21 protein-coding genes and 1 pseudogene are annotated in these 21220 nt (G+C 60.8%); 16 read left to right on the top strand and 6 right to left on the bottom strand.

Annotated elements, in window-relative coordinates; translation table 11 throughout:
• Window positions 1-131: 131 nt before the first annotated feature.
• Window positions 132-1553, top strand: a pseudogene (locus L8K08_RS20100) (phosphomannomutase/phosphoglucomutase); the annotation flags it as partial.
• A 19-nt stretch (window positions 1554-1572) separates the two neighbouring features.
• Window positions 1573-2478 (top strand): acetylglutamate kinase, encoded by a 906-nt coding sequence (argB, locus tag L8K08_RS20095; RefSeq protein ID WP_017735763.1) that lies wholly within the window; start codon window positions 1573-1575, stop codon window positions 2476-2478.
• A gap of 186 nt (window positions 2479-2664) precedes the next feature.
• Here argB and pyrE read toward each other — a convergent pair whose 3' ends face one another.
• Complete coding sequence (pyrE, locus tag L8K08_RS20090) at window positions 2665-3309, bottom strand: orotate phosphoribosyltransferase (protein ID WP_063033848.1); 645 nt, start codon at window positions 3307-3309, stop codon at window positions 2665-2667.
• Between the two features lie 82 nt (window positions 3310-3391).
• Here pyrE and L8K08_RS20085 point away from each other — a divergent pair, with 82 nt between their 5' ends.
• Complete coding sequence (locus tag L8K08_RS20085) at window positions 3392-4171, top strand: exodeoxyribonuclease III (RefSeq protein ID WP_003195493.1); 780 nt, start codon at window positions 3392-3394, stop codon at window positions 4169-4171.
• Window positions 4172-4229: 58 nt separating this feature from the next.
• On the opposite strand, the gene L8K08_RS20080 is transcribed toward L8K08_RS20085, so the two are convergent.
• Together L8K08_RS20080 and rph are read right to left on the bottom strand one after the other, a co-directional pair.
• Window positions 4230-4598 carry a DUF4870 domain-containing protein gene (locus L8K08_RS20080; RefSeq protein WP_145158149.1) on the bottom strand — a complete coding sequence of 123 codons (369 nt, stop codon included), beginning with the start codon at window positions 4596-4598 and terminating at the stop codon, window positions 4230-4232.
• A 22-nt stretch (window positions 4599-4620) separates the two neighbouring features.
• Window positions 4621-5343: a ribonuclease PH gene (gene rph, locus L8K08_RS20075; RefSeq protein WP_106575860.1), complete on the bottom strand. Its 723-nt coding sequence runs from the start codon at window positions 5341-5343 to the stop codon at window positions 4621-4623.
• Between the two features lie 217 nt (window positions 5344-5560).
• Between rph and L8K08_RS20070 the strand changes: the two genes are divergently transcribed.
• From L8K08_RS20070 to L8K08_RS20040, 7 genes are all read left to right on the top strand, one after another.
• A complete protein-coding gene (locus L8K08_RS20070; RefSeq protein WP_242199573.1) occupies window positions 5561-6424 on the top strand; it encodes a YicC/YloC family endoribonuclease in 864 nt (287 codons plus the stop codon).
• 10 nt (window positions 6425-6434) lie between these two features.
• Window positions 6435-7055 (top strand): guanylate kinase, encoded by a 621-nt coding sequence (gene gmk / locus L8K08_RS20065; protein WP_106575862.1) that lies wholly within the window; start codon window positions 6435-6437, stop codon window positions 7053-7055.
• A 166-nt stretch (window positions 7056-7221) separates the two neighbouring features.
• Window positions 7222-7485, top strand: a complete 264-nt coding sequence (rpoZ, locus tag L8K08_RS20060) for a DNA-directed RNA polymerase subunit omega (RefSeq protein WP_003176920.1) — start codon at window positions 7222-7224, stop codon at window positions 7483-7485.
• A 60-nt stretch (window positions 7486-7545) separates the two neighbouring features.
• Window positions 7546-9651 (top strand): bifunctional GTP diphosphokinase/guanosine-3',5'-bis pyrophosphate 3'-pyrophosphohydrolase, encoded by a 2106-nt coding sequence (spoT, locus tag L8K08_RS20055; RefSeq protein WP_083356111.1) that lies wholly within the window; start codon window positions 7546-7548, stop codon window positions 9649-9651.
• A 24-nt stretch (window positions 9652-9675) separates the two neighbouring features.
• On the top strand, window positions 9676-10056 hold the full coding sequence (locus L8K08_RS20050) for a RidA family protein (RefSeq protein ID WP_003176922.1): 381 nt from the start codon (window positions 9676-9678) through the stop codon (window positions 10054-10056).
• Window positions 10057-10112: 56 nt separating this feature from the next.
• Window positions 10113-10856, top strand: coding sequence for a hypothetical protein (locus L8K08_RS20045; protein WP_242199571.1), 744 nt, complete (start codon window positions 10113-10115; stop codon window positions 10854-10856).
• A gap of 77 nt (window positions 10857-10933) precedes the next feature.
• Complete coding sequence (locus L8K08_RS20040; RefSeq protein WP_242199570.1) at window positions 10934-11671, top strand: hypothetical protein; 738 nt, start codon at window positions 10934-10936, stop codon at window positions 11669-11671.
• Between the two features lie 33 nt (window positions 11672-11704).
• Here L8K08_RS20040 and L8K08_RS20035 read toward each other — a convergent pair whose 3' ends face one another.
• Complete coding sequence (locus L8K08_RS20035; RefSeq protein ID WP_242199568.1) at window positions 11705-12562, bottom strand: SDR family oxidoreductase; 858 nt, start codon at window positions 12560-12562, stop codon at window positions 11705-11707.
• 189 nt (window positions 12563-12751) lie between these two features.
• Here L8K08_RS20035 and exbB point away from each other — a divergent pair, with 189 nt between their 5' ends.
• The 6 genes from exbB to L8K08_RS20005 all read left to right on the top strand — a co-directional run bounded on the left by exbB (window position 12752) and on the right by L8K08_RS20005 (window position 19639).
• A complete protein-coding gene (gene exbB / locus L8K08_RS20030) occupies window positions 12752-13732 on the top strand; it encodes a tonB-system energizer ExbB (RefSeq protein WP_242199566.1) in 981 nt (326 codons plus the stop codon).
• Window positions 13733-13738: 6 nt separating this feature from the next.
• Window positions 13739-14164 (top strand): TonB system transport protein ExbD, encoded by a 426-nt coding sequence (gene exbD, locus L8K08_RS20025; protein ID WP_003195519.1) that lies wholly within the window; start codon window positions 13739-13741, stop codon window positions 14162-14164.
• Window positions 14161-14910 carry an energy transducer TonB gene (locus L8K08_RS20020; protein WP_106575867.1) on the top strand — a complete coding sequence of 250 codons (750 nt, stop codon included), beginning with the start codon at window positions 14161-14163 and terminating at the stop codon, window positions 14908-14910. Before exbD ends, L8K08_RS20020 begins: the two co-directional genes overlap by 4 nt.
• Window positions 14911-15156: 246 nt before the next feature.
• Entirely contained in the window at window positions 15157-16077 is a 921-nt protein-coding gene (locus L8K08_RS20015) for a hydrogen peroxide-inducible genes activator (RefSeq protein ID WP_015886540.1), read from the top strand.
• Between the two features lie 8 nt (window positions 16078-16085).
• Window positions 16086-18161 (top strand): ATP-dependent DNA helicase RecG, encoded by a 2076-nt coding sequence (gene recG, locus L8K08_RS20010; RefSeq protein WP_119737210.1) that lies wholly within the window; start codon window positions 16086-16088, stop codon window positions 18159-18161.
• Between the two features lie 77 nt (window positions 18162-18238).
• Complete coding sequence (locus L8K08_RS20005; protein ID WP_242199565.1) at window positions 18239-19639, top strand: aminoacyl-tRNA deacylase and HDOD domain-containing protein; 1401 nt, start codon at window positions 18239-18241, stop codon at window positions 19637-19639.
• Window positions 19640-19770: 131 nt separating this feature from the next.
• On the opposite strand, the gene L8K08_RS20000 is transcribed toward L8K08_RS20005, so the two are convergent.
• Entirely contained in the window at window positions 19771-20145 is a 375-nt protein-coding gene (locus tag L8K08_RS20000) for a helicase (RefSeq protein WP_106575870.1), read from the bottom strand.
• Window positions 20146-20269: 124 nt separating this feature from the next.
• Window positions 20270-21193, bottom strand: coding sequence for a type VI secretion system-associated lipoprotein TagQ (gene tagQ, locus L8K08_RS19995; RefSeq protein ID WP_106575871.1), 924 nt, complete (start codon window positions 21191-21193; stop codon window positions 20270-20272).
• Window positions 21194-21220 lie beyond the last annotated feature (27 nt).

Below are 21220 nucleotides of genomic sequence, written 5' to 3'. Positions count from 1 at the left end.
ACATTACGCAGCCATAAGCACGGAGTGCCAGCTCCGATGGCACTTTTGCACCACGAACTCTCTGCCGAAAACGCCGTCATACCCTTCAGTTTGAGCCTGCCGGTCAGCCACTTTAAGGCCAGCTTTGCCCCCTTCAGATGGAGTTTCCCCCCGCGATGAGTACCGCAGCCCGAGTAGCCCCGACATTTCCCGACAGCATCTTTCGCGCCTATGACATTCGTGGCGTCGTGCCCAAGACCCTGACCGCCGAAACCGCCTATTGGATCGGCCGTGCCATCGGCTCCCAAAGCCTGGCCCAGGGCGAACCCAATGTATCGGTAGGCCGCGATGGCCGCTTGTCCGGCCCGGAGCTGGTGGAGCAACTGATCCAGGGCATGGCCGACAGCGGCTGCCACGTCAGCGATGTGGGCCTGGTGCCGACTCCTGCGCTGTACTACGCAGCCAACGTACTGGCTGGCAAGTCCGGCGTTATGCTCACCGGCAGCCATAATCCGTCGGACTACAACGGTTTCAAGATCGTCATCGCCGGCGACACCCTCGCCAACGAACAGATTCAAGCGCTGCACGAGCGCTTGAAGACCAACGATCTGACCACCGGCACCGGCAGCATCACCAAAGTCGATATTCTTCAACGCTACTCTGACCAGATCACGGGCGACGTCAAACTCGCCCGCCGCCTGAAAGTGGTGGTGGACTGCGGCAACGGCGCGGCCGGCGTGATTGCCCCGCAACTGCTCGAAGCCCTGAACTGCGAAGTGATTCCGTTGTTCTGCGACGTTGACGGCAACTTCCCTAACCACCACCCGGACCCGGGCAAGCCTGAAAACCTGGTGGACCTGATCGCCAAGGTCAAGGAAACCGGCGCCGACGTGGGCCTGGCCTTCGACGGTGACGGCGACCGTGTCGGCGTGGTGACCAACACCGGCGAGAACGTGTTCGCCGACCGCCTGCTGATGCTGTTTGCCCGTGATGTGGTGGCCCGTAACCCCAACGCCGAAATCATCTTCGACGTGAAGTGCACCCGCCGCCTCACCCCACTGATCAAGGAATACGGCGGTCGCCCACTAATGTGGAAGACCGGCCACTCGTTGATCAAAAAGAAAATGAAGGAAACCGGCGCGCTGTTGGCCGGCGAAATGAGCGGCCACGTGTTCTTCAAAGAGCGCTGGTTCGGGTTCGACGACGGCATTTACAGCGCCGCCCGTCTGCTGGAGATCCTCAGCAAGGAAAAATCCACGGCGCAGGAGCTGTTTCAGACCTTCCCGAATGATATTTCTACGCCAGAGATCAATATCCATGTGACCGAGGAGAGCAAATTCAGCATCATTGACGCACTGCACGATGCGCAATGGGGTGAAGGCGCCAACCTGACCACCATTGATGGTGTGCGAGTCGATTACGCCAAAGGCTGGGGCCTGGTTCGCGCGTCCAACACCACACCGGTGCTGGTCCTGCGTTTCGAGGCGGATACCGAGGCTGAGTTGCAGCGCATCAAGGACGTGTTCCACGCCCAATTGAAACGTGTTGCCCCTGATCTCCAATTACCGTTCTGATTTTTTACCGGAGCCCTGAATGACCCTCGAACGCGAAGCCGCTGCCAATACTGCCAAGGTCCTGTCCGAAGCGTTGCCTTACATTCGACGCTACGTCGGCAAGACGCTGGTGATCAAGTACGGCGGCAATGCCATGGAAAGCGAAGAGCTGAAAACCGGCTTTGCCCGCGACATCGTGTTGATGAAAGCTGTCGGGATCAACCCGGTGGTGGTGCACGGTGGCGGCCCGCAAATCGGCGACCTGCTCAAGCGCTTGTCGATCGAGAGTCACTTCATTGATGGCATGCGCGTTACAGACGCGCAGACCATGGACGTGGTGGAGATGGTCCTCGGTGGCCAGGTCAACAAAGACATCGTCAACCTGATCAACCGTCATGGCGGCAGCGCCATCGGCCTGACCGGCAAGGACGCGGAGCTGATCCGCGCGAAAAAACTGACCGTTACCCGTCAGACGCCGGAGATGACCCAGCCGGAAATCATCGACATCGGCCAGGTAGGCGAAGTGATCGGCATCAACACCGACCTGCTGAACCTGCTGGTCAAAGGCGACTTCATCCCGGTGATCGCGCCAATCGGCGTGGGCGCCAACGGTGAGTCGTACAACATCAACGCCGACCTGGTAGCCGGTAAAGTGGCCGAGGCGCTGAAGGCTGAGAAGCTGATGCTGCTAACCAACATTGCCGGCCTGATGGACAAGGAAGGCAAGGTGCTGACGGGCTTGACCACCCAGCAGGTGGACGAGTTGATCGCCGACGGCACCATCTACGGCGGCATGCTGCCCAAGATCCGTTGCGCGCTGGAAGCCGTGCAAGGCGGCGTGGGTAGCTCGCTGATTCTGGATGGCCGCGTGCCAAATGCAATCCTGCTGGAAATCTTCACCGATACCGGTGTGGGCACGCTGATCAGTAATCGCAAGCGTCCTTAAGCACTAGAAACAAAAAGGCCCCGCTCAATCGAATTGAGCGGGGCCTTTTTGTTTGCAGGATTTGAAAACACTGCAGATCAAAATGTGGGAGGGGGCTTGCCCCCGATAGCAGTGGATCAGTGCTGAATCAATCAACTGATACACCGCTATGGGGAGCAAGCCCCCTCTCACACAGAGAAATCAGTGTCAGACACCAAATTGCTCGCGATAAGCCTTAACCGCCGGCAAATGCTGCTTGAGCTGCGGATCGTCTTCCAGGAACTGCAACACCTGGTTCAGCGACACAATGCTCACCACCGGAATGCCGAAATCACGTTCCACTTCCTGAATGGCCGACAACTCACCGTTGCCGCGCTCCTGACGGTTCAGCGCGATCAGCACGCCGGCGGCCTTGGCGCCATCTTGGGAAGCGATGATCTGCATCACTTCACGGATGGCGGTACCGGCGGTGATCACGTCGTCGATGATCAGCACGTCGCCCTTGAGCGGAGCCCCAACCAGGCTACCGCCTTCGCCATGTGCCTTGGCCTCTTTGCGGTTGAAGCACCACGGCAGATCCAGCCCGTGATGTTCAGCCAACGCCACGGCAGTCGCGGCTGCCAGCGGGATGCCCTTGTAGGCTGGGCCAAACAAAACATCGAAGGAAATGCCGCTTTCAACGATGGCTGCCGCGTAGAAACGACCCAGCTGAGCCAGGGCCGAACCCGAGTTGAACAAGCCTGCATTGAAGAAGTACGGGCTGGTGCGCCCGGACTTCAGAGTGAACTCACCGAAGCGCAAAACGCCGCGATCGATGGCAAAACGAATGAAATCGCGTTGATACGCCTGCATGAAAAAAGCCTCAGATACCACGGATTTAGCTAATTAGGTAGACGGCGTGTATCATACACGCACGCGATTTTTGGGGCCATTTATGCGGATCATCAGTGTGAACGTCAATGGTATTCAGGCTGCAGTCGAGCGTGGTTTGCTCAGTTGGCTGCAAGCACAGAATGCCGACGTCATCTGCCTGCAGGACACCCGCGCCTCCGCCTTTGAACTGGACGACCCAGCCTTCCAACTGGATGGCTACTTCCTTTATGCCTGCGATGCCGAAGTGCCCACCCAAGGTGGCGTGGCTTTGTACTCGCGGTTGCAACCCAAGGCGGTCATCAGCGGCCTCGGCTTCGAGACAGCCGACCGCTACGGGCGCTACCTGCAAGCCGATTTCGACAAGGTCAGCATCGCGACCTTGCTGCTCCCTTCGGGGCAGAACGGCGATGAAGACTTGAACCAGAAGTTCAAGCTAATGGACGATTTCGCCCGTTATCTGGATAAACAGCGACGCAAACGTCGCGAGTACATTTACTGTGGCTCGCTGTACGTGGCGCAACAGAAGCTGGATATCAAGAACTGGCGCGACAGCCAGCAATCCCCGGGCTTCCTGGCGCCGGAACGGGCCTGGATGGACGAGATTGTCGGCAACATGGGCTATGTTGACGCCCTGCGCGAAGTCAGCCGCGAAGGCGACCAGTACAGCTGGTGGCCGGATAACGAACAGGCCGAGATGCTTAACCTGGGCTGGCGTTTCGACTATCAGTTGCTGACCCCGGGGCTTCGCCGCTTTGTTCGCAGCGCACGCCTGCCGCGTCAGCCACGCTTCTCGCAGCACGCGCCGCTGATCGTGGACTACGACTGGACATTGACCATCTAAGGTCTTTTTCCAGGCACAAAAAAACCGACATCGCTGTCGGTTTTTTTGTGGGCGCTCACTATTTGACCAATCGCCAGGTAAAGGGATAGCGATAGGCAATCCCCTTGCTGGCTTTGATTGCGCCGATGATCGTCAGCACCACCGTGGCGATTGCCAGGGCAGTCATCAGGAAAAAACCAATCACCGCAAAGGCCAGCACGATGCAAACCAGCCAGGCAATGGCCACGGTGATCTGGAAGTTCAAGGCCTCCTTGCCCTGATCATCAATGAACGGGTCCACTTCCTTCTTCATCTGCCACAGGATCAGCGGCCCCACGACACTGCCGAAGGGAAACACAAACCCCAGGAACGCCGCGAGGTGACACAACATCGCGCCCTGACGCACTTCGTAAGGAGGCGTGGGCACAGGCAGTTGGTGGTCACTCATGGCGTTGCTCCTTGCGGCCGTTTCAGTCAGCCAGTGCGGCGTTCTGCAGTTCGAAGATTTCGGTCATGCCTTTCTGGGCCAGGGCCAGCATGGCGTTCAGGTCGGCCGGCTGGAATGGCGCGCCTTCGGCGGTGCCCTGCACTTCGATGAAACCACCGCTGCTGGTCATTACCACGTTCAGGTCGGTCTCGGCAGCCGAGTCTTCCAGGTAGTCCAGGTCCAATACAGGCTCGCCTTGGTACATGCCGACCGACACGGCAGCAATCATCTGCTTGAGCGGGTCGCCTGCTTTCAGGCCGCCACGCTTCTTGATCACTTTCAGCGCATCAACCAAGGCCACCATGGCGCCGGTGATGGAGGCAGTGCGGGTGCCGCCGTCAGCCTGGATCACGTCGCAATCGACGTACAGGGTCACGTCGCCCAGCTTGGACATATCCAGCGCTGCGCGCAGCGAACGGCCGATCAGGCGCTGGATTTCCAGGGTGCGGCCGCCTTGCTTGCCACGGCTGGCTTCACGCTGGTTACGCTCGCCGGTGGCGCGCGGCAGCATGCCGTACTCGGCGGTCAACCAACCCTGACCCTGGCCCTTGAGGAAGCGCGGCACGCCGTTTTCGACGCTGACGGTGCAGATCACCTTGGTATCGCCAAACTCGACCAGTACAGATCCCTCGGCGTGTTTGGTGTAGTTGCGGGTGATGCGGATCGAGCGGAGCTGATCGGCAGCGCGACCACTTGGACGTTTCATAGGGGATACCTGTACGGAGGACGAAAAACTGCCGAGCATTATAGAGCCGCCAGCCGATTCGGGGCACTTCTAAAAAATTCGGTTACGAATGGCGGGCCTGGCGCCCATTGTTTGGGCGCGTTCGCCTCACTGCGCTACAATCCTGCGCCTTCGCAGCCTGTCGGCTTCAATTTACCCATCAGCCCGTATTTGCGGGACTGCATCGCGAGGTACCTCCATGGTGCACAGCATGACCGCCTTCGCCCGCGTCGAAAAAGCCGGCGCCCAAGGCACCCTGAGCTGGGAACTGCGCTCGGTCAACAGCCGTTACCTGGAGCCGCACCTGCGTCTGCCGGAATCCTTCCGCGACCTCGAAGGCGCCGTGCGTGAAGCGCTGCGCCAGGGCATTTCCCGCGGCAAGCTGGAATGCACCCTGCGGTTTACCGAAGAAACCACCGGCAAGCCGCTGCAGATCGACCGCGACCGCGCCGCGCAACTGGTCGCCGCCGCTGAAACCATCGCCGGCCTGATCAAGCAACCCGCCGCACTGAACCCGCTGGAAGTGCTGGCCTGGCCCGGCGTACTGGTGGCCGACGCCACCGACCCGCAGGCCCTTAATGCCGAAGCCCTCGCCCTGTTCAACCAGGGTCTGCAGGAGCTCAAGGCCGGCCGCGAGCGTGAGGGCGCCGAACTGGCGCGCCTGATCAGCGAGCGCCTGAGCGCGATCGAGGAAGACGTGGTCACCCTGCGCGAGTTGGTGCCACAGATGCTCGCCACCCAGCGCCAGAAGGTTCTGGACCGTTTCACCGACATGAAGGCCGACCTCGACCCGACGCGCCTGGAGCAGGAAATGGTGCTGCTGGCGCAGAAAAGTGACGTGGCCGAAGAGCTCGACCGCCTGAGCACCCACATTCTCGAAGTGCGCCGCGTGCTCAAGTCTGCCGGCGCCGCTGGTCGGCGCCTGGACTTCCTGATGCAGGAACTCAACCGCGAAGCCAATACACTGGGCTCCAAAGCGTTTGATCCGCGCAGCACACAAGCTGCGGTCAACCTCAAAGTGTTGATCGAGCAGATGCGCGAACAAGTACAGAATATTGAGTAAGGCAACTTCCATGACCCACAGCACCGGCACCCTTTACATCATTTCCGCCCCTTCGGGCGCGGGCAAGAGCAGCCTGGTCAAGGCTTTGACCGACGCTGACGAGCAGATCCGCATCTCGGTCTCGCACACCACCCGCGCCATGCGCCCGGGCGAAGTGAACGGCGTGCACTACCACTTCGTCGAGCGCACCGAGTTCGTCAAGATGATCGAGCACGGCGACTTCCTGGAGCGTGCCGAAGTGTTCGGCAACCTCTACGGCACCTCGCAAAGCCACCTGCAGCAGACTCTGGACGAAGGCCACGACCTGATCCTGGAAATCGACTGGCAGGGTGCCGAGCAAGTGCGCCAACTGATGCCGAAGGCGCGTTCGATCTTTATCCTGCCGCCGTCGCTGGAAGCCTTGCACCAGCGCCTGACCAACCGTGGCCAGGACAGTGACGAGATCATCGAAGGCCGCATGCGTGAAGCCGTCAGCGAAATGAGCCACTACGTCGACTACGACTACCTGATCATCAATGACGATTTCGCCAGCGCCCTGGACGATTTGAAGGCGATTTTCCGCGCCAATCAGCTCCAGCAAAAACGCCAACAGCAGCGTTTCGGCAAATTACTCGCCGAACTGCTCGGCTGATTGGCCCTTCCCAAAACCGCTGCAAGGGCTTTACATTGGCACTTGTAGCCGTTTTGCGAGGCCGCGGGAAAATCAGCGCTTCCCTAAACGCTGGTGATTTTTTAAACTGTTCAGTCCGCTCGCCCAACCGGGCAGCGCGCATCTTGCATTCGCTCCGAGGAATACCATGGCCCGCGTAACCGTTGAAGACTGCCTAGAACACGTGGATAACCGCTTTGAGCTGGTCATGCTCTCTACCAAGCGTGCCCGTCAACTGGCCACTGGCGGCAAAGAGCCCCTGGTCCAGTGGGAAAACGACAAGCCTACCGTTGTAGCCCTGCGTGAAATCGCTGAAGGCCTGATGAGCTACGAGTTCATCGCCAACGCTGAAATCGTTGAAGACGAACCGCTGTTTGCAGCGTTCGAGGACGAGTCCAACGAGGCCGTCTAAGCCTATGCCTGGTCGACGTAGCACGGCGCGGGGTCACAGCCAACGGCAGGAGTTAACACTTTGCCGAGCATAGACGCCCTCGCCGATCGCTTATCGACCTACCTCGGCCCAGACCAGGTCAACCTGGTCCGCCGAGCGTATTTCTACGCCGAACAAGCCCACGACGGCCAACGCCGCCGCAGTGGTGAGGCGTATGTCACGCATCCTCTTGCCGTGGCCAATATTCTTGCCGACATGCACATGGACCATCAGAGCTTGATGGCTGCGATGCTGCATGACGTGATCGAAGACACCGGCATCGCCAAGGAAGCGCTCAGTGCGCAATTTGGCGAAACCGTGGCCGAACTGGTCGATGGGGTCAGCAAACTGACCCAGATGAACTTCGAAACCAAGGCCGAAGCCCAGGCGGAAAACTTCCAGAAGATGGCCATGGCCATGGCCCGAGACATTCGGGTCATCCTGGTGAAGCTGGCCGACCGGCTGCACAACATGCGCACGCTGGAAGTGCTGTCCGGCGAAAAACGCCGGCGCATCGCCAAGGAAACCCTGGAAATCTATGCGCCCATCGCCAACCGGCTGGGCATGCATGCCATCCGCATCGAATTCGAAGACCTCGGCTTCAAGGCCATGCACCCGATGCGCTCTGCGCGCATCTATCAGGCGGTCAAGCGCGCCCGGGGCAACCGCAAGGAAATCGTCAACAAGATCGAAGAGTCGCTGAGCCATTGCCTGGCGATCGACGAGATTGAAGGCGAAGTCAGCGGCCGGCAGAAACACATCTACGGCATCTACAAAAAAATGCGCGGCAAGCGTCGGGCCTTCAACGAGATCATGGACGTGTACGCGTTCCGGATCATCGTCGACAAGGTCGACACCTGCTACCGCGTGCTGGGCGCTGTACATAATTTGTACAAACCCCTGCCAGGCCGCTTCAAGGATTACATCGCTATTCCCAAGGCCAACGGCTATCAGTCGCTGCATACCACGCTGTTCGGTATGCACGGGGTGCCGATCGAAATCCAGATCCGTACGCGGGAAATGGAAGAGATGGCCAACAACGGCATCGCCGCGCATTGGCTGTACAAGTCCAGCGGCGACGAGCAGCCAAAAGGCACGCATGCCCGCGCCCGCCAGTGGGTCAAGGGCGTGCTGGAAATGCAGCAACGTGCCGGCAACTCCCTGGAATTTATCGAAAGCGTGAAGATCGACCTGTTCCCGGACGAGGTCTACGTGTTCACGCCCAAAGGCCGGATCATGGAGCTGCCCAAAGGCTCCACGGCGGTCGACTTTGCCTACGCGGTACACACCGACGTGGGCAACAGCTGCATTGCCTGCCGGATCAACCGTCGTCTCGCGCCGCTGTCCGAGCCGCTGCAAAGCGGCTCCACGGTCGAGATCGTCAGCGCACCCGGCGCGCGCCCGAACCCGGCCTGGCTTAACTTCGTGGTCACCGGCAAGGCACGCACACACATCCGCCACGCCCTAAAACTGCAACGCCGCTCCGAGTCCATCAGCCTTGGCGAACGCCTGCTGAACAAGGTGCTCAATGGTTTCGACAGCGCCCTGGAGAAGATCCCGGCCGAGCGCGTGCAAGCGATGCTCCACGAGTATCGCCAGGAAACCATCGAAGACCTGCTGGAAGACATCGGCCTGGGCAACCGCATGGCGTATGTGGTCGCCCGGCGCCTGCTCGGCGAAGGCGAACAGTTGCCAAGCCCCGAAGGCCCGCTGGCGATTCGCGGCACGGAAGGCCTGGTGCTCAGCTACGCCAAGTGCTGCACGCCGATCCCGGGCGACCCGATTGTCGGCCACTTGTCGGCTGGTAAAGGCATGGTCGTGCACCTGGACAACTGCCGCAATATCACTGAAATCCGCCACAACCCCGAGAAATGCATTCAGCTCTCGTGGGCCAAGGACGTCACCGGCGAATTCAACGTCGAACTGCGCGTTGAGCTGGAGCATCAGCGCGGCCTGATCGCCCTGCTGGCCAGCAGCGTCAACGCGGCCGACGGCAATATCGAGAAAATCAGCATGGATGAGCGCGATGGCCGCATCAGCGTGGTCCAGCTGGTGGTCAGCGTGCACGACCGCGTGCACCTGGCCCGCGTGATCAAGAAACTGCGCGCCCTGACCGGGGTGATTCGCATCACCCGCATGCGCGCATAGCCGATCTCTTACAAGGAGTCACTCATGACCAAGACTGTTATCACCAGCGACAAAGCCCCTGCCGCCATTGGCACTTACTCCCAGGCGATCAAGGCAGGCAACACCGTCTACATGTCTGGCCAGATTCCACTGGACCCAAAGACCATGGAGCTGGTTGAAGGCTTTGAAGCACAAACCGTCCAGGTCTTCGAAAACCTCAAGTCGGTGGCCGAAGCCGCTGGCGGTTCGTTCAAAGACATCGTCAAGCTGAACATCTTCCTCACTGACCTGAGCCACTTCGCCAAGGTCAACGAGATCATGGGCAAGTACTTCGAACAGCCGTACCCAGCCCGCGCCGCTATCGGCGTTGCCGCCCTGCCAAAGGGCGCACAGGTTGAGATGGACGCGATTCTGGTCATCGAGTAAAACACCCGGCGCAACCTCCACAGGCTGCGCCGACTTCGTTTCAGAAGGATTTCGTGATGCGCAAAGCGCTTGTAGCCTCTTCGTTGCTCGCCTTGTTTCTCGGCGGCTGCGCCAGCAACCCCGCCGACCTGGATGTGAGCGGCACCTGGATCAACCAGGCCGCCATCAACGCGGCAGCCAAGGGCGGCCCTTTGCGTGAAGCGCTGCAAACCTATGGTCCGAACCTCGAATGGGAGGTCAACACCAAGGCTTCGCAGGCGCGTTACTACAACGGTTTTGAAGTCGCCGAAGGCAAGCTGCTCGGTGAAAAACCCGGCGCCTGGAGCGTCGATTTCTACGGCAGCTCCGCCACCGAACTCAAGCGCAAAGGCAAACAACTGCTGCAAGTGGCCAACGACAATGAGCCTGAGCAGCTGTTCGCCCGTGCCAATGACCCAGCCCCCGAAGGCGCGCCACTGGGCGCCAACTTCGAGCGCGCCCTGTATGCCGCCTATATGGGTGGCGACTGGAAGATCACCGACGGGAACGGCGACGGCGCCACGGTGCAGTTCCAGGCTGACGGCAAAGTCGCCGGTTTGCCCGGTGTCGATCGGTACTCGCTGTGCCTGGCGGGTGACTGCGCCTCAATGAGCGGCGGCTACGATAGTATCTGGCTGCAACTCAACGGCCAGGGCAACCCGTGGATCTTCGCGCGCAAGGGCAAGCAGCTGGAAATCTTCCAGGCCGTGAACACTGCGCAGGCGGATGAAGTGCCTTCGTTTACGCCGGGGCCACGGCAGTGGTTGTTGGAAAAACAGTGATACAGAACAAAGGAGCCCACCGGCTCCTTTTTCTTTAGTCTGCGCCATGGTTTTTTCACCGGCAGACGGGCCACTCCATGCACACGCTACTCCTCATCAGCCTGATCCTGCTGGGCGGCTGCACGCAGATACAGCAGCAAACCGCGGACATCAGCGGGCTATGGATCAACCAGGCCGCCATCGATACCGCCGCTCAGGGGCGGCCGCTGCTTAAAGCCCTGGACGCCAACGGCATGAACCTGGAATGGAACATCGACACCCGTACCGGCAAAGCGCAATTGAGCACTGCGTTCGAGGTGGGTGAAGGCCAGCTGTTGCCGAAGGCGCCTGGCATTTGGTCGGTGGATTACAACGGCCATGGCAGCGACGAATTGCAATTGAACGGCGAGCAACTGGTCCAACAGACCAGCAAGATTCACGCAGGCCAAACGTTTAGCCGCCCCATCCAACCCGCTGCCGCAGGTGCCAAGTGGGGCACAACGTTCAGGCAAGCCCTGAATTCAGCCTACATGGGCGGTCAGTGGAAAATTATTGAAGGCCAAGGCACAGGCGACCTTGTGAGGTTCAGCGCCGATGGCGGCGTGTCCGGCCTGGGCAATAATGACCGCTACGAACTGTGCCTGGGAGGCGATTGCGCCACTCAAGGTGCCGGCAATGACGTCGTCTATCTGGGTAAAGATGCTGTCGGCGAGGACTGGATTTTCGTGCGCTACGGCAAACAGTTGGAAATTCTGCAGGCGATCAACCTTTCCCAGCCAGACGAAATCCCCCAGCTCAGCCCAGGGCCACGCCAATGGCTGCTGGAAAAGCAGTAACAAAAAAGGAGCCTCACGGCTCCTTTTTCACATCTAGCACTTACCTTCAAGGATCGCCGCGTACCCTTCGCGATAAGTCGGGTAGGTCGGCACCCAACCCAACGCCTTGGCTCGGGCATTGCTGCATCGCTTGCTGCCGGCGCGGCGCACACTGGCGTCGTCAGCCCATTCGGTCACGCCCAGGTAGTCGCGCAACCAACCCACCACTTCTGCCAAGGGCGCGGGCGCATCGTCAACGCCGATGTAGATGCTATCCAGCGAACCGCCCTGCTCCACATGCCGCAGCAGGAAGGCCAGCAATCCGGCAGCGTCATCCGCGTGAATCCGGTTGCCATATAAAGGGGGATCAACCGCCACGCGATAGCCTTGGCGCACTTGGGTCAGCAGCCATTCACGGCCGGGCCCATAGATACCGGTCAACCGCACAATGCTCGCCGGAATGCCACTATTGAGCGCCACTTGCTCAGCTTCCAGCATGATCTGGCCGGAATACCCTTTCGCTTGAGTGTCGGACGTTTCGTCGACCCACTCACCCTTCTGCTGGCCGTACACACTGCTGCTCGACACAAACAGCAAATGCTTGGGCTCCTGGCCGTAGTCGTTCAGCCACTCCAACACATGCTGCAACCCTTGCACGTACGCCGCGCGATAGCCGGCCTCATCGTGGTCGGTGGCAGCGGCGCAATACACCAGGTAATCCACTGCGCCGATTGGCCAAGTGTCAGGGCAATCCTTTTTGAACAGGTCACCGGCGATGCCGATGACACCCTCTGGAAGGCGTGAAATATCACGTCGCAGGCCATGAACCTCCCATTCCGAGGCCAGCAATTGGCTAGCCAGCCGACTACCCACATCGCCGCAACCGGCAATCACAACAGAAGGCGCAGACATCACAAAACTCCATTCTTAAAGGCGCAGATTAGCCGCCGAAGATGACCAGCGGCCAGCAAAAGGACAAATTAAGTAACTGTATTACTTTTGTTAACAAGAATTACTTGCAATAATAACCGCCCATTTGTCCTCGACCCATCAGGGTCTGGCAGGACGATCACTCATTTTTTTCTCTCAGGTCCGGCCAGCATGACACGTAATACAAACCCCGCTTCGCCAACCAAGCCTCTCAGCCCATCTCGCGCCTGGCGTGCGATTGCTGCGCTGCTGTTCAGCGTTCTGCTGGCACCGACCGCCGCATTCGCTGACGCGACCGCCCCAGCCACTCCGGCCGCGGCCCAGCAGAATGCAGCCACGCCGGCAGCACCTGCCGCAGCACCTGTGGCCACCGACCCGGCCCAGGCCGCAGCCCCTGCGCCTGCCGACGACTCCGGTGTTGTACTGGAAGAAGACAACAGCCTGGGCATGGCCCATGACCTGTCCCCGTGGGGCATGTACCAGAACGCTGACGTGGTGGTAAAAGCCGTCATGATCGGCCTGGCCATCGCCTCGATCATTACCTGGACCATCTGGATCGCCAAGGGCTTCGAGCTGCTGGGCGCCAAGCGTCGTCTGCGCACTGAAATCGTCCACCTGAAAAAAGCCACCACCCTCAAGGAAGCCAGCGACACCGCTACCAAAAAGGGCACCCTGGCCAACCTGCTGGTCCACGACGCGCTGGAAGAAATGCGCCTGTCGGTCAACACCCGCGAAAAAGAAGGCATCAAGGAACGCGTCAGCTTCCGCCTCGAGCGCCTGGTGGCGGCCTGCGGTCGTAACATGAGCAGCGGCACCGGCGTGCTGGCCACTATCGGTTCCACCGCACCGTTCGTCGGTCTGTTCGGTACCGTGTGGGGCATCATGAACAGCTTCATCGGCATCGCCAAAACCCAGACCACCAACCTCGCCGTCGTTGCCCCAGGCATCGCCGAAGCCCTGCTGGCAACCGCATTGGGCCTGGTTGCCGCAATTCCTGCAGTGGTGATCTACAACGTCTTCGCCCGTTCGATTGCCGGCTACAAGGCTCAGGTATCGGACGCGTCGGCAGAAGTCCTGCTGCTGGTCAGCCGCGACCTCGATCACGCCCCTACCGAGCGCAGCTCGCAACCGCACATGGTGAAAGTGGGGTAATCGGCCATGGGCCTGCATTTGAATCAAGGCGACGATGAACTCGTCGAGAACCACGAAATCAACGTCACGCCGTTTATTGACGTGATGCTGGTGCTGCTGATCATCTTCATGGTGGCGGCACCGTTGGCCACCGTGGACATCAAGGTCGATCTGCCGGCCTCCAGCGCCAAGCCTGCGCCGCGTCCGGAGAAGCCGATCTTCCTCAGCGTCAAGGCGGACCAACGCCTGTTCCTGGGCGAAGAAGAAGTCAAAGCTGAAACCCTGGGCCCGGTGCTCGACGCCAAGACCCAAGGCAAGAAAGACACGACGATCTTCTTCCAGGCCGACAAGGGCGTGGACTACGGCGACCTGATGAGCGTGATGGATGCCCTGCGGGCAGCCGGCTACCTCAAGGTAGGCCTGGTCGGACTTGAGACGGCAGCCAAGAAATGATCACGACGCGCCACAAACTGACGCGTTATGGCACCAGCCTTGCCGTCGTGCTGGGCGTGCATGCCGTCGCGATCATCATCGCGCTTCAATGGTCCGCGCCGCATCCGGTGACGCTGCCACCGGCCGCCATGGTCATCGACCTGGCGCCGATGCCGGCACCACCGCCTCCCGCGCCGCCAAAGGTGGTCACGCCGCCACAGCCGCCGGCTCCAGTGGAAGAGCTGCCTTTGCCGAAACTGGCCGAGGCGCCCAAGCCAACGATCCAGGTGCCCAAGCCGGTCAAGCCCAAGCCCAAACCCCAGCCGCCCAAGCCTGTGGAGAAAAAGCCCGAGCCGCCCAAGGAGAAGCCTTCCGAAGAGCCGCCGAGCGAAACCCCACCGACCAATGCGCCGGCTGAAAAATCCGCTCAACCCGTGCCCGGCCCGTCGCCAGCCCAGGTAGCAGCAAAAGCGTCCTGGGAAGGCACCCTGCTGGCGCACTTGCAGAAGTACAAGAAATACCCACCAGGCGCTCAACAGCGTGGCAAAGAGGGGCTTAACCGCCTGCGCTTCGTGGTCGATGCCGAAGGCAATGTGCTGTCCTACGAGTTGGTGGGCCGCTCCGGCAACGCCGACCTGGACCGCGCGACCCTGGACATGATTCGTCGTGCCCAGCCATTGCCCAAGCCACCGGCCGACATGTTGAAAGGCGGCAGCGTCGAGATCGTCGCGCCGTTTGTTTACAACATCGAGAAGCGTCGCCGCTAAGGCTTGCGAAGCGGGCCCATGTGGGAGCGGGCTTGCTCGCGAAAGCGCAGTGTCAGTCGATACATTCGTCACTGACACCGCACATTCGCGAGCCAGTGCGCTCCCACATTTTGCTTGTTGCCGCTAAAAATCCATTTTTCAGTTAAATCCGAGCCACTCCCCGCTCAATCCCCAGCAAAGTTCTGATAACGTGCGTCTATCGATTGCAGCCGGTATGCTTGGCTCGCAACCTCATGGACGCCCGCTATGACTCTTACAGAATTACGCTACATCGTGACCCTCGCCCAAGAGCAGCACTTCGGCCACGCGGCCGAGCGTTGCCATGTCAGCCAGCCGACGCTGTCGGTGGGTGTGAAAAAGCTTGAAGACGAACTCGGTGTGCTGATTTTCGAGCGCAGCAAGAGCGCCGTGCGCCTAACGCCAGTGGGCGAAGGCATTGTCGCCCAGGCCCAAAAGGTGCTGGAACAGGCCCAAAGCATTCGCGAGCTGGCCCAAGCCGGCAAGAACCAGCTGACTGCGCCGCTGAAAGTCGGCGCCATCTACACCGTTGGCCCGTACCTGTTCCCGCATTTGATTCCGCAACTGCACCGCGTCGCGCCGCAGATGCCGCTGTATATCGAAGAAAATTTCACCCACGTGCTGCGCGACAAACTGCGCAACGGCGAGCTGGACGCGATTATCATCGCCCTGCCGTTCAACGAAGCGGACGTGTTGACCTTGCCGCTCTACGACGAGCCGTTCTACGTGTTGATGCCGGCCTCCCACCCGTGGACGCAAAAAGACACCATCGACGCCGGCCTGCTCAACGACAAGAGCCTGTTGCTGCTCGGCGAAGGCCACTGCTTCCGCGACCAGGTACTCGAAGCCTGCCCGACCCTGACCAAGGGCAACGACGGCGCCAAGCACACCACGGTGGAATCCAGCTCGCTGGAAACCATCCGCCACATGGTCGCGTCCGGCCTGGGTATTTCGATCTTGCCGCTCTCAGCAGTGGACAGTCATCACTACGCCCCCGGCGTGATCGAAGTGCGCCCACTCACGCCGCCGGTGCCATTCCGCACCGTGGCGATCGCCTGGCGCGCCAGCTTCCCACGCCCGAAAGCCATTGAGATCCTCGCCGACTCGATCCGTCTGTGCTCGGTGGCCAAGCCGCCTGCTGCGAGCTAAGCCAGGGTATGACTGAGCTGTCGCACGTGTCGGTCACCGCACTCAAGGGTGTTGGTGAAGCCATGGCCGAGAAGTTGGCCAAGGTCGGCCTGGAGAACCTCCAGGACGTGCTGTTCCACTTGCCCCTGCGTTATCAGGACCGCACGCGCGTCGTGCCCATCGGCCATCTGCGCCCAGGGCAGGACGCGGTGGTCGAAGGCACCGTCAGTGGCGCGGATGTGGTGATGGGCAAGCGCCGCAGCCTGGTCGTACGCCTGCAGGACGGCACCGGTGGCCTTAGCCTGCGCTTCTACCATTTCAGCAACGCCCAGAAGGAAGGCCTCAAACGCGGTACCCGCGTGCGTTGCTACGGCGAGGCACGGCCTGGCGCGTCGGGCCTGGAAATTTACCACCCCGAATACCGCGCCATTACCGGCGACGAACCGCCGCCGGTGGATACCACCCTCACGCCGATCTACCCGCTGACCGAAGGCCTGACCCAACAACGCTTGCGCCAACTGTGCATGCAGACCCTGACCATGCTCGGCCCCAAAAGCCTGCCTGACTGGCTGCCGGTGGAACTGGCCCGCGATTACCAACTGGCGCCGCTGGACGATGCCATCCGCTATCTGCACCACCCGCCCGCCGATGCCGATGTCGACGAACTGGCCCTGGGTCATCACTGGGCGCAACATCGCCTGGCCTTTGAAGAGCTGCTGACTCACCAGCTGTCCCAGCAGCGCCTGCGCGAAAGCATGCGCTCCCTGCGCGCGCCAGCGATGCCCAAGGCCACGCGCCTGCCTGCGCAATACCTGGCGAACCTGGGCTTTGCGCCAACCGGGGCCCAGCAACGGGTTGGCAATGAAATCGCCTACGACCTCAGTCAGAAAGAACCGATGCTGCGCCTGATCCAGGGTGACGTGGGCGCTGGCAAAACCGTGGTCGCCGCCCTCGCCGCCTTGCAGGCACTGGAAGCCGGTTACCAAGTGGCGCTGATGGCGCCCACCGAGATTCTCGCCGAGCAGCACTTCATCACCTTCAAGCGCTGGCTCGAGCCGCTGGGCCTGGAAGTGGCGTGGCTGGCCGGCAAACTCAAGGGCAAGGTGCGCGCGGCCGCGCTGGAACAGATCGCCAATGGCGCACCGATGGTGGTGGGTACCCATGCGCTGTTCCAGGACGAAGTGAAATTCAAGAACCTCGCGCTGGTGATCATCGACGAACAGCACCGCTTCGGCGTGCAGCAGCGCCTGGCCCTGCGCCAAAAAGGCGTGGGCGGGCGCATGAGTCCGCACCAGTTGATCATGACCGCAACACCGATCCCACGCACCTTGGCCATGAGCGCCTACGCCGACCTCGACACCTCGATCCTCGACGAACTGCCGCCCGGCCGTACCCCGGTCAATACCGTGCTGGTCACCGACACCCGCCGCGTGGAAGTGATCGAGCGCGTGCGCGGTGCCTGCGCCGAAGGCCGTCAGGCGTACTGGGTGTGCACGCTGATCGAAGAGTCCGAGGAGCTGACCTGCCAGGCCGCCGAAACCACCTATGAAGACCTCACCAGTGCCCTGGGCGAACTCAAGGTCGGGCTGATCCACGGCCGCATGAAGCCTGCGGAAAAAGCTGCGGTGATGGCCGAATTCAAAGCGGGCAACCTGCAATTGCTGGTGGCCACCACGGTGATCGAAGTGGGTGTGGACGTGCCCAACGCCAGCTTGATGATCATCGAAAACCCCGAGCGCCTGGGCCTGGCCCAATTGCACCAATTACGCGGCCGCGTCGGCCGGGGCAGCGCTGCCAGCCATTGCGTGCTGCTCTACCATCCACCGTTGTCACAGATCGGTCGTCAGCGCCTGGGCATCATGCGCGAAACCAACGACGGCTTTGTCATCGCCGAAAAAGACCTCGAGCTGCGCGGCCCCGGTGAAATGCTCGGCACCCGCCAGACCGGCTTGCTGCAATTCAAGGTCGCCGACCTGATGCGCGACGCTGACCTGTTGCCCGCCGTGCGTGATGCGGCGCAAGCGCTGCTCGAACGCTGGCCGGATCACGTCAGCCCGTTGCTCGATCGTTGGCTACGGCATGGGCAGCAATACGGCCAAGTGTGACGCCTGACTCACTTATCCAACCAACAGTTGTATCAAGCTGGTTATACTTCGGTGACTGTAAGAAATTGGATCAGGCCATGTCAGAAGTAGCCCTCGCCACAGCCCCACTGACCGCCCCGCCGGTCATTCGGGCTCTGCTCGCAAAGCTCGCCATTCCTTATACGGAAGTCGCCGAACAGGCTGGCCTGAATCCCGCGCGAAAGGTCCAGGCGGTCTTGCTGGAAGATGCCGTTGGCGCCCTCATGGTGCTGTTCCCGCAGAGCCAGTTGCTCGACCTCAACCGACTCGCCGAACTCACCGGCCGCCGCCTTACCGCGGTGTCGCCGGATCGCATCGAGCGCATGTTGGCCAAGCATGAGTTGAGCCTGCTGCCAGGCCTGCCGGCCCTGACCAGTTCGCCCTGCCTGTACGAAGGCAGCCTGCTGAGCGAACCGAGCCTGCTGGTGCATTCAGGCGAAGCCGGGCTGTTGCTGGAAATCGCCAGCAGCGACTTCAAGATCATGCTTACCAAAGCCAGCGCCGGGCAGTTCGGCGAGCCGTTGAGCAACATTCGCCCGAACCTCGACCGCCCCAATGATGACCGCGAGGAAATCACTCAGGCGATGCAGGCGTTCACCGCCCGCCGCATCCAGCAACGCCTGGAAGCGACCATCGAAATTCCACCGCTGGCCGATACCGCGCAGAAGATCATCAAGCTGCGCGTCGACCCCAACGCCACCATCGATGACATCACTGGCGTAGTGGAAACCGACCCGGCCCTGGCCGCCCAAGTGGTGAGCTGGGCCGCGTCGCCGTACTACGCCTCGCCAGGCAAAATTCGTTCAGTTGAAGACGCCATCGTGCGCGTGCTGGGCTTTGATCTGGTGATCAACCTGGCGTTGGGCCTGGCCCTGGGTAAAACCTTGAGCCTGCCCAAAGACCACCCGCATCAGTCCACGCCGTACTGGCACCAGTCGATCTACACCGCCGCCGTGATCGAGGGCCTGACCCGCGCCATGCCACGCGCCCAGCGCCCGGAAGCCGGCCTGACCTACCTCGCCGGCCTGCTGCATAACTTCGGTTATCTGCTGCTGGCCCACGTGTTTCCGCCGCACTTCTCGCTGATCTGCCGTCACTTGGAGGTCAACCCGCACCTGTGCCACAGCTATGTCGAGCAACACTTGCTGGGCATCAGCCGCGAGCAGATCGGTGCCTGGCTGATGCGCTACTGGGACATGCCGGACGAACTGTCCACCGCCCTGCGCTTCCAGCACGACCCCACCTACGACGGGCAATATGCCGAATACCCGAACCTGGTGTGCCTGGCGGTGCGCTTGTTGCGCAGCCGTGGCATTGGCTCCGGGCCGGATGAGGCGATTCCGGATGCGCTGCTTGAGCGTTTGGGCTTGAGCCGTGACAAGGCCGAGGAAGTGGTCGGCAAAGTACTGGATGCCGAGGTGCTGTTGCGTGAGCTGGCATCGCAGTTCAGCCAGGGTTAACTGCTTCGCCTGAAAAACCGCTATCGCCGGCAAGCCAGCTCCCACATTCGACCGAGTTCCACCTTTGGAATGCAGTCATATATGGGAGCTGGCTTGCCGGCGATGAACTCAACTCGGTCGAACTGAAAGACTTACTTCTTTTTCTTCGGCTTCAAATACTTGGTCAGCCCCTGGAACCAGATCACCAGCGCCGGGTTGCCCTTGATCTGGATCGACTTGTCCTGAATCCCCGTCATGAACGCCAGTTGCTTGTTCTTCGCCTGCATCGTGGCGAAGCCGTAGGCGGCATCTTTGAAGGCGATAGCAAACGCAGGCTGCGGGTGAACCCCTGAGCGGCTGGTGATGCGCTGGTCTTTGACGATGAAGTGACGGGCAACTTTGCCGTCGAGGGTCTGCAACTGGAACGCCAGGTCTTTGTCACCCAGCTGTTGCTGGAAAGCAGGATTGGTGCGGCTGGCTTTGCCCATCATCAGGCCAAGCACCCACAGCAGAAGACGAAATTTCATGCACACGGCCTCGGTATCATTATTAAGTGGCCGAAGCAGTGTAACGATTTGTTGGAGGAACGCCACCGATCTCGCGCTTTAGCGGGAGATCGGCTGGCGTTTAACGCTTATAGCAACATGTTACTTAAACGTTAGGGCAAGGCACCGGCGCCCAGTCGGCCAGGTTTGGATCGCGGCAAGTGCCTTCGATCTGCGCTTTACCGGCGCTGGCGACCTGCTTGCTTTCAGCTTGCTTGGTCTGCGCGGTCTGGATGGTTTTTTCGGTGGCGACCGCTTCTTTCGGCACGGTCGGCAGCGCTGCTTTTTTCGCCGGCTTGACGGCTTTTTTGCCTTTGGCCGGCGTCACCACCGGCGTGGTATCAGCGGTAGCCACGGTCACTACGTCGGCACGCTGCACACCCACTTGTTGCAGGTCTTGCTCGTACGCCTGGGTGTAGTTGTTCAGGTCTTCGCTGGCTTTGCCGTTGACCGCGACGATCAGGTCATTGGACTCCTTGAGGCCGGAAACGATTTCCGCCAGGCGCTTGCGGCCTTCGGTGTCGTTGACGGTCTTGGCTTTACGATCAGCCACCAGCTTGGTGAATGCGCTCTGGTAGCACTGCTGGGACGCCTTGGCGTATGCGGTGCTGCGATCGATGTCCGAGGCGCTTTTGTTGACGTCAGCCGCGTAGGACGCAATGCGCTGGTTGTCATCGCTGATCTGCTTCTGACGCTCGGTGTAGTAACCCGCCGCGCCACCCGCCAGGGCGCCGCCCGCGGCACCGATGGCAGCGTTACGGCCGCGCTTGTCGGAGTCGCCGGTCAGCGCGCCCAGCAGAGCACCGCCGGCAGCGCCGATGGCCGCACCGGTAACAACCGACTTGGTCATGTCCGAGTCGGTCGCGCGCAGGTGCTGCACTGGCTCGTAGCAGTTCGGGTAGTACTCGACCTTGGTGCTCGACGCGACCTTGGACGCCGGCGACGTGGCGCAGCCAGTCAACACGGTGCTGAAACCAGCCGCGATCAGCAGCAAGTGACGCTTGGAAACCGCCTTACGGGAAAAAAGCATAGGTGTGTTCTCTGTTAAGTTTGACTT

Source organism: Pseudomonas sp. TREG-RG-20F-10-E-6-01 (assembly GCF_022662455.1).
In the GTDB taxonomy this organism is placed as follows: Bacteria; Pseudomonadota; Gammaproteobacteria; order Pseudomonadales; family Pseudomonadaceae; genus Aquipseudomonas.
The sequence above is the reverse complement of the archived record's forward strand: the minus strand, read 5'-3'. Positions and strand labels throughout refer to the sequence as shown.

Coding starts and splice junctions, on each gene's coding strand:
- L8K08_RS20005 (WP_242199565.1), top strand. CDS start 18,239: ATGTCAGAAGTAGCCCTCGCCACAGCCCCACTGACCGCCCCGCCGGTC.
- L8K08_RS20045 (WP_242199571.1), top strand. CDS start 10,113: ATGCGCAAAGCGCTTGTAGCCTCTTCGTTGCTCGCCTTGTTTCTCGGC.
- rph (WP_106575860.1), bottom strand. CDS start 5,343: ATGAAACGTCCAAGTGGTCGCGCTGCCGATCAGCTCCGCTCGATCCGC.
- L8K08_RS20080 (WP_145158149.1), bottom strand. CDS start 4,598: ATGAGTGACCACCAACTGCCTGTGCCCACGCCTCCTTACGAAGTGCGT.
- pyrE (WP_063033848.1), bottom strand. CDS start 3,309: ATGCAGGCGTATCAACGCGATTTCATTCGTTTTGCCATCGATCGCGGC.
- L8K08_RS20000 (WP_106575870.1), bottom strand. CDS start 20,145: ATGAAATTTCGTCTTCTGCTGTGGGTGCTTGGCCTGATGATGGGCAAA.
- recG (WP_119737210.1), top strand. CDS start 16,086: ATGACTGAGCTGTCGCACGTGTCGGTCACCGCACTCAAGGGTGTTGGT.
- L8K08_RS20015 (WP_015886540.1), top strand. CDS start 15,157: ATGACTCTTACAGAATTACGCTACATCGTGACCCTCGCCCAAGAGCAG.
- L8K08_RS20085 (WP_003195493.1), top strand. CDS start 3,392: ATGCGGATCATCAGTGTGAACGTCAATGGTATTCAGGCTGCAGTCGAG.
- exbB (WP_242199566.1), top strand. CDS start 12,752: ATGACACGTAATACAAACCCCGCTTCGCCAACCAAGCCTCTCAGCCCA.
- gmk (WP_106575862.1), top strand. CDS start 6,435: ATGACCCACAGCACCGGCACCCTTTACATCATTTCCGCCCCTTCGGGC.
- tagQ (WP_106575871.1), bottom strand. CDS start 21,193: ATGCTTTTTTCCCGTAAGGCGGTTTCCAAGCGTCACTTGCTGCTGATC.
- L8K08_RS20040 (WP_242199570.1), top strand. CDS start 10,934: ATGCACACGCTACTCCTCATCAGCCTGATCCTGCTGGGCGGCTGCACG.
- L8K08_RS20035 (WP_242199568.1), bottom strand. CDS start 12,562: ATGTCTGCGCCTTCTGTTGTGATTGCCGGTTGCGGCGATGTGGGTAGT.
- argB (WP_017735763.1), top strand. CDS start 1,573: ATGACCCTCGAACGCGAAGCCGCTGCCAATACTGCCAAGGTCCTGTCC.
- L8K08_RS20020 (WP_106575867.1), top strand. CDS start 14,161: ATGATCACGACGCGCCACAAACTGACGCGTTATGGCACCAGCCTTGCC.
- rpoZ (WP_003176920.1), top strand. CDS start 7,222: ATGGCCCGCGTAACCGTTGAAGACTGCCTAGAACACGTGGATAACCGC.
- exbD (WP_003195519.1), top strand. CDS start 13,739: ATGGGCCTGCATTTGAATCAAGGCGACGATGAACTCGTCGAGAACCAC.
- L8K08_RS20070 (WP_242199573.1), top strand. CDS start 5,561: ATGGTGCACAGCATGACCGCCTTCGCCCGCGTCGAAAAAGCCGGCGCC.
- L8K08_RS20050 (WP_003176922.1), top strand. CDS start 9,676: ATGACCAAGACTGTTATCACCAGCGACAAAGCCCCTGCCGCCATTGGC.